Origin of the sequence: Methylorubrum rhodinum (assembly GCF_014199935.1) — a bacterium.
Taxonomy (GTDB): domain Bacteria; phylum Pseudomonadota; class Alphaproteobacteria; order Rhizobiales; family Beijerinckiaceae; genus Methylobacterium; species Methylobacterium rhodinum.
Genome location: NZ_JACHOP010000024.1, coordinates 75,657 through 86,077, shown reverse-complemented (window position 1 = coordinate 86,077; position 10,421 = coordinate 75,657). Strand labels below are relative to the sequence as shown.

8 protein-coding genes are annotated in these 10,421 nt (G+C 70.8%); 5 read left to right on the top strand and 3 right to left on the bottom strand.

Features of this window, described 5'->3' with window-relative positions; genetic code table 11:
• Positions 1–286 precede the first annotated feature (286 nt).
• Together glmS and HNR00_RS21040 are read left to right on the top strand one after the other, a co-directional pair.
• The gene (glmS, locus tag HNR00_RS21045; RefSeq protein WP_183572708.1) at positions 287–2,113 is read left to right on the top strand and encodes a glutamine--fructose-6-phosphate transaminase (isomerizing); all 1,827 of its coding nucleotides are present in this window, start codon (positions 287–289) and stop codon (positions 2,111–2,113) included.
• A 69-nt stretch (positions 2,114–2,182) separates the two neighbouring features.
• Positions 2,183–2,842: a 3'-5' exonuclease gene (locus HNR00_RS21040; protein ID WP_312886093.1), complete on the top strand. Its 660-nt coding sequence runs from the start codon at positions 2,183–2,185 to the stop codon at positions 2,840–2,842.
• Between the two features lie 43 nt (positions 2,843–2,885).
• Here HNR00_RS21040 and HNR00_RS21035 read toward each other — a convergent pair whose 3' ends face one another.
• The 3 genes from HNR00_RS21035 to HNR00_RS21025 form a co-directional block, all read right to left on the bottom strand.
• Positions 2,886–3,482, bottom strand: coding sequence for a cysteine hydrolase family protein (locus tag HNR00_RS21035; RefSeq protein WP_183572706.1), 597 nt, complete (start codon positions 3,480–3,482; stop codon positions 2,886–2,888).
• A 193-nt stretch (positions 3,483–3,675) separates the two neighbouring features.
• Positions 3,676–4,932: an efflux RND transporter periplasmic adaptor subunit gene (locus HNR00_RS21030; protein WP_183572718.1), complete on the bottom strand. Its 1,257-nt coding sequence runs from the start codon at positions 4,930–4,932 to the stop codon at positions 3,676–3,678.
• A 322-nt stretch (positions 4,933–5,254) separates the two neighbouring features.
• Positions 5,255–8,491, bottom strand: coding sequence for an efflux RND transporter permease subunit (locus HNR00_RS21025; RefSeq protein ID WP_183572704.1), 3,237 nt, complete (start codon positions 8,489–8,491; stop codon positions 5,255–5,257).
• Positions 8,492–8,840: 349 nt separating this feature from the next.
• On the opposite strand from HNR00_RS21025, the gene HNR00_RS21020 reads away from it, so the two are divergent.
• From HNR00_RS21020 to HNR00_RS21010, 3 genes are read left to right on the top strand one after another with little or no spacing between them, the layout of a single operon-like run.
• Complete coding sequence (locus HNR00_RS21020) at positions 8,841–9,179, top strand: hypothetical protein (RefSeq protein ID WP_183572702.1); 339 nt, start codon at positions 8,841–8,843, stop codon at positions 9,177–9,179.
• 13 nt (positions 9,180–9,192) lie between these two features.
• The gene (locus tag HNR00_RS21015) at positions 9,193–9,645 is read left to right on the top strand and encodes a prepilin-type N-terminal cleavage/methylation domain-containing protein (protein ID WP_183572700.1); all 453 of its coding nucleotides are present in this window, start codon (positions 9,193–9,195) and stop codon (positions 9,643–9,645) included.
• Entirely contained in the window at positions 9,642–10,421 is a 780-nt protein-coding gene (locus HNR00_RS21010; protein WP_183572698.1) for a PulJ/GspJ family protein, read from the top strand. Before HNR00_RS21015 ends, HNR00_RS21010 begins: the two co-directional genes overlap by 4 nt.

The window sequence follows — 10,421 nt, the reverse complement described above, 5'->3', positions numbered from 1 at the left end:
GGTCAGCGCAACCAGATCACCGCTCCAAACCTTGCGAGAAGGGGGCCGTCCACATATGGATTCCGGGTTCCGCTGCGCGGCCCCGGAATGACGGCCGAGGTTTGACGGTGAGGCTGGCGCCTGGTCGCAAAGCTCCATCCAAACCCTGGCCTTGTACCGCCGCGATCCGGTACAAGCCCGGTTTCGCACGTCCCGGTCCGTCGCTTGCAGTGCAGCATGGCGGAGCGGGGCGGCGTCCCGTTTCGGGATGCGGTGTGTGCGGCCGGGCGGCGTTGAGGATCGGACCATGTGCGGAATCGTCGGCATCGTCGGGCGCGAGTCGGTGGCGGATGGGCTGGTCGAGGCGCTGCGGCGGCTCGAATACCGCGGCTACGATTCGGCCGGAATCGCCACCCTGGAGCGGGGCCGGCTCGAGCGGCGGCGGGCCGAGGGCAAGCTCTCGAACCTCCAGACCAAGCTGTCGCAGGCGCCGCTGTCCGGCGCCATCGGGATCGGCCACACCCGCTGGGCGACGCATGGGCGCCCCAATGAGACCAACGCCCACCCGCACGCCACCGAGCGGCTGGCGGTGGTCCATAACGGCATCATCGAAAATTTTCGCGAGCTGAAGGAAGAGCTGCAAGGGTCCGGCGCCCGGTTCGAGTCCGACACCGACACCGAGGTCGTGGCCCGGCTCGTCGACCACCTGATGGCGCAGGGCCTTGGGGCCGTGGAGGCGGTCGCCGCGGCGCTGCCGCGCCTGCGCGGCGCCTTCGCGCTGGGTTTCCTGTTCGCGGGGGAAGAGGATTTTTTGATCGGCGCCCGCCACGGCGCGCCGCTCGCCATCGGCTTCGGCCGGGGCGAGACCTATCTCGGCTCCGACGCGCTCGCGCTCGCCCCCTTCACCGACGAGATCACCTATCTCGAAGAGGGCGACTGGGCGATCCTGACCCGCGAGGGCGCCGCGATCCGCGACATCGACGGCAGGAGCGTGAAGCGCCCGCGCCAGCGCATCGCGACCCAGGCCTTCCTCGTCGACAAGGGCAACCACCGTCACTTCATGGCGAAGGAGATCCACGAGCAGCCGGAGGTGGTGGGCCGGACGCTCGCCCACTACGTCGACATGGCGGGTGGGCGCATCGCGCTCCCCGGCCCGCTGCCGTTCGAGTTCGCAAAGCTCTCGCGCCTGTCGATCACCGCCTGCGGCACCGCCTTCTATGCGGGCCTCGTCGCCAAGTACTGGTTCGAGACGATCGCCCGGCTCCCCGTCGAGATCGACGTCGCCTCCGAGACCCGCTACCGCGAGCCGCCGCTGGAGTCCGGCGGGCTGACGCTGGTCATCTCGCAATCGGGCGAGACTGCCGACACGCTGGCCTCGCTCCGCTACGCGAAGGCGCAGGGGCAGCACACGCTCAGCGTCGTCAACGTGCCGACCTCGACCATCGCGCGGGAATCCTCCGCGGTGATGCCGACGCTGGCCGGCCCCGAGATCGGCGTGGCCTCGACGAAAGCCTTCTCCTGCCAGCTCACCGTGCTGCTCTGCCTCGCCATCGCGGCGGGGCGGGCGCGGGGCACGATCGACGCCGCCCGCGAGCGCGCGCTGGTCGATGCCCTCATCACCGTGCCGGGGCTGATGGCGGAATCGGTCACGATGGAGCCGCAGGTCGAGACGCTCGCCCGCGAGATCGCCAAGGCCCGCGACGTGCTCTATCTCGGCCGCGGCACCAGCTACCCGATGGCGCTGGAAGGCGCGCTGAAGCTCAAGGAAATCAGCTACATCCACGCCGAAGGGTATGCGGCGGGCGAACTCAAGCACGGTCCGATCGCGCTGATCGACGAGAGCGTGCCGGTGATCGTCATCGCCCCCCACGACGCGATCTTCGAGAAGACGGTCTCGAACATGCAGGAGGTCGCCGCGCGCGGCGGGAAGATCATCCTCGTCGGCGACGCCCGCGGCGCGGCGGCGGCCGGCCTCGACACGCTGGCGACGCTCACCATGCCGGACGTGGACCCGGTGGTCGCCCCGATCGTCTACGCGGTGCCGGTGCAGCTCATCGCCTACCACACCGCCGTCTTCATGGGGAAGGACGTGGACCAGCCGCGCAATCTCGCGAAGTCCGTGACGGTGGAGTAGCGCGGGCCGAACCTTGCCGGGTCCGACGCGGCGCGGCTAACCTTCCCCGGTTCGTGCCGGAGGATCGCCGTGGCCGCAGCGCAGGTCTTGCCGCCGGAGGTCTTGCCGCCGGAGGTCGTGTTCGTCGATGTCGAGACGACGGGGCTCGGCGCCGCCGACCGGATCGTGACGCTCGCCGCGATCCATCTCGACACCGCGAGCCTGTCGTCGGGTGCGCCGGCGCTGGACCACATCCACCTCGCCTTCGATCCGCGGCGGGATTGCCATCCGAATGCCGCGGCGGTGCACGGCTATTCCGATTGGGACCTGCGCCATCAGGACCTGTTCGCGGCGCACGCGGCGGCGATCCACGCCTTCCTCCACCGCGCGCCGCTGGTGGTGGCCCACAACGCGGCGTTCGATCTGCGCTTCGTGGGGCAGGAATTCGGCAAATGCGGCCTGCCGCCGCTCTCGGGCCGAACCTTCTGCACCATGCAGACCTACCGCGACCGGGGCCATCCGGGCTCCTCGTCGCTCGATGCCGTCTGCGCCCGGATCGGCGCCCGCCGCGGCGGGGCGCGCCACGGGGCGCTGGAGGATGCATGGCTGGCCCTGCGGGTCTTCCTCTGGCTCCACGGCCGGAAAGGCGGGCTCGCCATGCCCGAGACCTTCCGCGCCGGCCCCACCAACTGGATCGTGCCGCCGCCGGTCCCGGAGGGACCGTGGCCGAAGCGGGCGCGGAAGGGCTGAGGCAGGGCCGGCGGCGATCGAGGCAGCCCGAACGCGGAAGGGCCTACCGGATCGCGTTCGCGTCCGGTGCCACCACCGCGAACAGGTCGGCGAGCGCGGCGAGGCTCGCGGCCTGGAGCGCCGCCGCCGGAACCGTGCTGCCATCCGGCCCCGGCAGGGCGCGGGTGGCGGTGGCCGACGCCACGACGGTCGGGCGCAAGCCGAGGCTGAAGGCGCTGCGCGCCGTCGAGTTCACGCACATGTGGGTCATGAAGCCCGCCACGATCACGTCGGCGACGCCGGCCGCCTTCAACTGCGCCTCGAGGTCGGTGCCGACGAAGGCGCTCGGATAGGCCTTGGTGACGACCGCCTCGCCGTCCCGCGGGGCGACCTCGTCGCTGATCTGGCCGATGGGCGCGGTGATGTCGTAGGGCGAGCCCGGCCCCGCATCGTGGCGCACGTGGAAGATTGGGATGCCGGCCGCCCGCGCCCGATCCAACAGCGCCGCCGCCTCGCGGATCGCCGGCTCGACCCCCTCCAGCCGCATCACGCCCTCGCGATAGGTGTTCTGCAGGTCGATCATCAGCAGGGCCGAGCCTTTGAGCGCGGCGGGCTCCGGCGGCAAGCCGGAGAGGCTGCGCAGGGTCTTGAGATCGGTCATGGCGTGGCCTTGTGTGAGGGGCGTTTCCGGCCGGGATGTGAGCCGAGACGGGCGGCGCGCGCAACCGGCCGAAAGTCCGACGGATAACCCCGATCCCGCCCAACCCCCTCATCCTGAGGTGCCCGCCTCGGCGGGCACCTCAGGATGAGGGGGAGGGTGGGATCACCTCTCGGGACGAGGGGTCGGAACGGGTTCACTTCTGCGCCGAATGCGTCGGCTTCTCCGGCTGGGGCGCGATGCGGCCGCCTTCCTTGAGGTCGGCGGGGGGGCTGAGGATCAGGCGCTCGCCTCCGACCAAGCCCTGGTCGATCTCGACGGTGGTGCCCTTGTCGCGGGCGATGTGGACGTTGGCCCAGGTCGCCGTGTCGTCCTCGCGGGCGAGCGCCACGCGGGTGCCGCCCTGGTTGAACACCAGGGCCTCGGCCGGCACCGCCACCGTCGGGGCGCCGGTGCGGGGGATCGCCAGCGTGACGTAGACGTAGAGGCCGGGGCGCAGGGTCCGGTCGGGGTTCGGCACGTCGACCTGGGTGGTGAGCGTGCGCGAGGAGGCGAGCAGCGCCACCGAGGAGCGCTCGACCTTGCCGGTGAAGGTGCGGTCGGGCATCTGCGGGACCTTGATGGTGGCCTCGATTCCCGGCTGGACGCCCACCGCCGCGTTCTGCGGCACGTTGACGGAGATGCGCAGCACGTCGTCCCGGTCCATCGACAGGAGCGGCGTGCCCGAGCCCGCATCGGCCTGGACGAGGTCGCCGACATCGACGTTGCGGGCCGTCACCACCCCGTCGAAGGGCGCGGTGACGATCTCGAAGCCGGTCAGCGCCTTGAGCCGCCCGACGGTGGCCTCCTGCGCCTTGATGTTGGCCTCGGCCACCTTCACGTCGGCCTCGGCCGAGGCGAGGTTGGCGGCCTGCGACAGCACCCCCGCCTGGGTGTTGTCGGCGTTCTGCTTCGAGGCCCAGCCCTGGCCGGCGAGCGTCGAGGTGCGCGAGTTCGTCGCCTGCGCGAGGTTCACGTTGGCCTTCGCCTGATCGACCATCGCCTTGGCGCGCAGCAACTGCGCCTGGAGCTGGCCGAGCTGCGCCTCTCCTTGAGCGAGCTGCTGATCGAGATCGGGGGCGGCGATGCGCAGGAGCACGTCGCCCTTCTTCACGCGCGAGCCGAGATCGATCCGGCGCTCGGCGATGTAGCCGGTGGCGCGGGCGAAGATGCGGGCGGTGGCGAAGGGCTCGGTCTGGCCCGGCAGGGTGAGCGAGACGGGGCCTTCGAGGCGCTTGGCCTCGACGGTGCGAAGCTTCGGGACGAACGAATTCTGGCGGCGCTGCGTCTCCTCGGCGCGGGCCGCGCGCTCGGCATGGCCGTGCGCGCCCCAGGCGATCAGCCCCGCGGCCACGAGGGCGGCGAGGACGAAGCCGCGCTTGCGCGGGGGTGGCGGGATCTCGCCGGGGGGCATCTTGTCGAGCTGGCTCACCGGCCGATCCTGTCGTCGTACGCTCTGATCATGCCGCTGCCGTATGAATCGTTCGGCCTCGGTCGGGCTCCCCCCTCTCCCCGCACGCGGGGAGAGGCCTGCATGGACCCCGTCGTCCATGCAGGAAGCGCAGGCGAAGCCGAAGCGGCGGTGAGGGAGCTTGGCCGGATGAGGCTCCTCCGAAAACTCCCCCTCACCTTCGGCTGCCGCCTCGCCGCGACGACGACGGGGTCGTCGCGGCCCTCTCCCCGCGTGCGGGGAGAGGGGATGCGCAGGCGGCCGGCGCGTTCACCAAAGGAGCGCATCAGACATAATCCTGAAGCGGCTTGACCGCGCCGCGGCGCAGCAGGGTGTAGAGGAACGGCACGAACAGCAGCGTCGAGGGCGTGCCGAGCGCGATGCCGCCCATCACGGCGCGGGCCAGAGCCGCGTTCTGTTCGCCGCCCTCGCCGGTGCCGAGCGCCATCGGGATCAATCCCAAAAACATCGCGCCCGCCGTCATCAGCACCGGGCGCAGCCGCGTCTCGCCCGCGGCGATGGCGGCCTCGAACGCCGAACAGCCGGTGGCCTCCCGGTGTTCCTTGGCGAAGGTGACGAGCAGGATCGAGTTCGCGGAGGCAATGCCGACCGACATGATCGCGCCGAACAGCGAGGGAATCGAGAAGGCCGTGTTGGTGACGAACAGGGCCGCGACGATGCCGCAGAAGGCGATGGGCAGCGCCGCCAACACCACGAGGGGATCGCCCCAGCTCTGATAGTTCACCGCCATCAGCAGGTAGACGGCGACGAGCGCGATAGCGAGCCCGATGCCGAGCCGGAAGAAGGCCGAGCGCATGTTCTCGATCTGGCCGCGCACGGTGATCTTGTCCGGCGCCGGCAGTGCCTTCTGTTCCTCCTGAACGATCCTGTCGATCTCGCGGGCCACCGAGCCGAGGTCGCGGTCCTGCACCGCGGCGTAGACGTTGAAGGTCGGCTGGGTGTTGACGTGGTTGATCACCGTCTGGGTCGGCTGGCGGGTGATGGTGGCGACGCTGGAGAGCAGCGTCAGGGCGCCGGGCCCGAACCCGCCGGTCGCGGAGGCGCGGGCGAAGAGCGGGGTGTTCTGCAAGGCGGTCAGCGAATCGTTGCGGTATTCCGGCGTCTGCACCCAGAGCTGGTAGGGGATGCCGGTCTTCGGATCGGACCAGAAGTTCGGCGTCACCTGGAAGGAGCCGGACAGGGAGACGTTGAGGCTTTGCGCCACCTGCTGCTGGGTTAGCCCGAGTTCGGAGGCCAGCCGCCGGTCCACGTCGATGAAAAATTGCGGCACGTCGACGATCTGGTGGAGATGCACGTCGACGAGGCCGGGCATGGCCTTCAGCCGCGCCTCGATCCGGCGGGCGGCGGCCAGATCCTTCTCGAGGTTGCGGCCGGAGACCTGCACGTCGATCTGCGCGATCACGCCGAAATTGAGGATCTGGGTGATGATGTCGGAGGGCTGGAAATAGACGATCAGGTCGGGGAAGCGTTCGTGCAGCACTTCCCGCAGGCGACGCATGTGGTCCGAGACCGGGCCGTGACCCTCCTTCAGGTCGATCAGCATCTGCCCGTCGTTGTACGAGACGAACGATCCGTCGGAGAAGGCGAAGTTGTAGTTGTTCGACGGCAGGCCGATATTGTCGAGGATCTGCCCGATCTCCTCGTCGGGGATCACCTCGCGCACCACCTTCTGCACCTCGGCGAAGGTCTGCTCGGCGGTCTCGATGCGCATGCCGGGGCGCGTGCGCAGGTGGAGCGTCATCTGGCTCGACTCGACCTGCGGGAAGTAGTCCTGGCCGGTGTGGACGAACAGCACGCCGGTGCCGGCCAACAGCAGGCCGACCAGCGTCAGCGTCGCGAAGCGGCGGCGCAGGACCACGTGCAGCAGCCCGACATAGCCGCGGTGGAAATCGGCGAACCACGCCTCGAACCGGCGGCGGAAGCCGCCGGCCAGCCGGAAGACCGGCCGCGTCAGCCACGTCGCGGCGCGCACGATCCGCCCCTGCCGCGGCGCCGCGTCCGCGCGCCCGTGATGCTGGAGGTACTCGCGCTCCACCAGCACGTCGATCATCACCGGCACGAGCGTGCGCGACAGCAGGTAGGAGGTCAGCATCGCGAACACGACCGCCATCGCCTGCGGCGTGAACAGGTATTTCGGGGTGTCGGTGAGCGCGAAGACCGAGACGAAGGCGGCGCAGATCGACAGCGTCGAGATCAGCGCGGGCTTGGCGATGCCGGCCGCGCCCTCGACCACGGAATTGCGGAACGGGCGCCCCTCCTCGAACAGGCGATAGGTGTTCTCGATCGCCACCGTCGCGTCGTCGACGAGGATGCCGACCGCGAGCGCCAGCCCGCCGAGCGTCATCACGTTGATGGTCTGGCCGAGCGCGGCGAGGATCGCCAGCGAGGTCATGATGCACAAGGGGATCGAAACCAGCACGATCAGCGTCGAGCGCCACGAGCCGAGGAACAGCAGGATCGTGAGCCCCGTGAGCGCGGCGGCGATGGCGGCTTCGTGCAGAACACCTTCGATGGCCGCGGAGACGAAGACCGACTGATCGAACAGCGGCTTGATCTCCATTCCCTCGGGGGCCGCCGCGCGGATGTCGGGCAAAGCCGCCTTGAGGTTGTTGACCACGTCGAGCGTCGAGGCGGTGCCGTTCTTGAGCACCCGCATCAGCACCGAGGCGGCCCCGTCGGCGCGCACGATGTTGACCTGCGGCGGGCCGCCGTCGCGGACGTAGGCGACGTCGCGCACCAGCACCGGCTGGCCGCCGACGACCCGGATCGGCATCTCGTTGAGGCTCGCGATCGCGTCGGGCGTCGCGTTCATCTGCACCGGGTATTGCTGCTCGCCGATCTTGGTCAGCCCCGAGGGGATCGTCAGGTTCTGCTGGGTGACGGCGTTGGTGACGTCCAGCGGCGTGAGGCCCAGCGCGCGCAGGGCATGCAGGTCGAGATCGACCATGATCTGGCGCGGCGCGCCGCCGAACGGGGAGGGCAGCGTCGAGCCCGGCACCTGCGTCAGCCGCTGGCGGATGCGGTACTGCGCGTAGTCGTAGACCTTGTTGAGGCTGTCCTTGGTCGAGGTCAGCGCGAGCTGGATCACCGGCACCGAGGAGGCGGAGAAGCGCACGATCACCGGCGGCTGCACGCCGGGCGGCATCAGGGCGCGGATCGAGTTCGTGGACGAGACGATCTGGGCGATGGCGAGATCGATGCTGACCGATTGGTCGAAGTAGATCTTCATGATCGACGTGCCCTGCAGGCTCGTCGATTCCATCCGGGCGATGTTGTTGACGTTGTTGGAGATTCCGAACTCGGAATAGGTCGTGATCCGCTTCTCCATCTCGGGCGCGGACAGACCCGTATAGGTCCAGACCACGACGACGACGGGGATGTCGACGGTGGGCAGCACGTCCTTCGGCGTCACGACGACCGCGCCCACGCCGCCGAGCATCATCAGCACGGCGAGCACGTAGGTCGTGATGCGGAACTTGAGCGCGTACTGGACGAGACCCATGCCGGACCTTGGGCGGGGGCTGAGGGCAATGGCGAAGCCGGGGCCACCGGACCTCGGCCATGTTTCCGTTCTATGTCCGGATACGCTCCGGAACAGCCACGCGCCGCGATGCCGCAGCCGTAAAGAGGCGGACGAAGCGCGCGATCCGGCACGCGCCTCGGCCTCAAGACTGTATACGGACAGACATTCGGGCCGGCCCATACCTCATTCGAGGGATTCCGACCGGCGCCCCAAGATGTTGCCGAAATCCCACGCGGCCGGTTTCTCGGCGGGACGCTTTGCCGTGCGTGGGACGACCCGAACGGCACAGCCTATAGCTGAAATCGTTCGCTCATCGGATTCCCCGTCGATGACTCCCCTGCGGCCGGCGCTGATCGTCCTGTTCGGCCTGTGCTCGGGGTCTGCCGCGCTCGTCGGCCCCTGCGCCGCGCAGACTTTGCCGCGGGCCGGCCTGTCGGGATCCGAGGTCGGCATGGATTTCTCCGCCCGCCCCTTGCGCGGGGGACGAGGCGGACGGCCGGAGGCCGACGCGGTGATCCGCCCGCCCCGAGGCGCGGGGCGCAGCCGCACCCTCGTTCTCGGCGTGCCCGAGGAGATCGACCGCACGGCGTCCGAAACGGGGGAGGGCGGCTGGCCGATCGACCTGCGCCGCTTCGCGCCTCCGCGCTCCGCCGCGGCCGAGCCCTGAGGCGCGGTTGGCGATGCGCGCCGCCTCCCGATCAATCGAACGTCGAGCCGGCTTCACCCTGCTGGAGACGGTGCTGGCGCTGGCGCTGATCGGCCTCGTGGCGACGCTGGCGCTCCCCCGCTCGCCCCGCGACAGCGGCACGTCCCTGCGGATCAAGGCCTACGAGGTGATGGCCCTGCTGCGGGCCGACCGCGACGCGGCGCGGGCCGGCGGGGTGCCGGTGGTCGCCCGCGTCGACCTCGCCGAACGCATCCTGCGCTCCGGCGCCTCGGAGCGCGCCGTGGCGCTGCCGCCGCGGATGTCCGTCCGGATCTCGGAGGGGCTGACCGGCGGGGTGCGCTTCTTCCCCGACGGCACCGCCAACGGCGGCGAAATCTTCTTGGCGCGTCCGGGGTTGGGGGGCCTGCTCGCCGTTCGGATCGACGGCCTGACCGCGGCGGTCGATCTCGACGAGGGCCGCCCGTGAGCGCCGCCCGCGCCCGCCGCCCCCGGCGCGATGCCCGCGGCGGCTTCCTCATGGTGGAGGCGCTGGCGGTGCTGGCGATCAGCGCCGCGATCCTGCTCGCCCTGGGCTCGCTCACCCGGCTGATGCTGCGCCAAGCCGATTCGCTCGCCGAGCGCACCGCCCGGCTGGAGCGGACCGAGCAGGGCCTGTCGGCGCTGTCGCGCGACATCCGGCGGATGGCGCGCGCCCGCTGGGACGGGCCGGACCGGGAGCGCTTCGTCTTCGCGGGCGAGCCCTGGCGCCTGCTCTTCGCCCTCGACCGGCCCGCCGCCGACGGCAGTGCCTTGCGCGAGACCGTGGCGGTGCTGCTGCGCAGCGAGGGGGACGGGACGGGCGGGCGCCTGACCCGCGCCGAGGCGCCCCTGCCGCCCGGCCTGCCCGGCCCCGGCGCCCTCGCCTTCGGCCCGGAGCGGGTGCTCTACGAGGGGCCGGCGCGGATCCGCTTCGCCTATATGGTCCCGCGCAGCGACACGACGCCCGAGTTGATCGTCGACGCGTGGCCGCAGGCCGCCCCGCCGCCGGCGGCGGTGCGGGTGGGGCTTGCCGATCCCGGCACCGGCGACGTCGCCTCGTCCCTGCGGGTGCCGGTCCTGACCGAGGCCGAGCCCGGCTGCGTGCGGGCGCGCACGCATTACTGCAGCCGCACCGAGGAGGGCGGGGCCGACGACGACGCGGCGGTCGGCGCCATCCTCAACGCGGTGACGCAGGAACGCGCCGCCTCCCAGAGGCGGAACTGA

Excerpts from the sequence above, each read along its gene's own strand:
- HNR00_RS21035 (WP_183572706.1), bottom strand. The coding sequence starts at position 3,482 with ATGACCGATCTCAAGACCCTGCGCAGCCTCTCCGGCTTGCCGCCGGAG.
- HNR00_RS21025 (WP_183572704.1), bottom strand. The coding sequence starts at position 8,491 with ATGGGTCTCGTCCAGTACGCGCTCAAGTTCCGCATCACGACCTACGTG.
- HNR00_RS21020 (WP_183572702.1), top strand. The coding sequence starts at position 8,841 with ATGACTCCCCTGCGGCCGGCGCTGATCGTCCTGTTCGGCCTGTGCTCG.
- HNR00_RS21015 (WP_183572700.1), top strand. The coding sequence starts at position 9,193 with ATGCGCGCCGCCTCCCGATCAATCGAACGTCGAGCCGGCTTCACCCTG.
- HNR00_RS21030 (WP_183572718.1), bottom strand. The coding sequence starts at position 4,932 with ATGCCCCCCGGCGAGATCCCGCCACCCCCGCGCAAGCGCGGCTTCGTC.
- glmS (WP_183572708.1), top strand. The coding sequence starts at position 287 with ATGTGCGGAATCGTCGGCATCGTCGGGCGCGAGTCGGTGGCGGATGGG.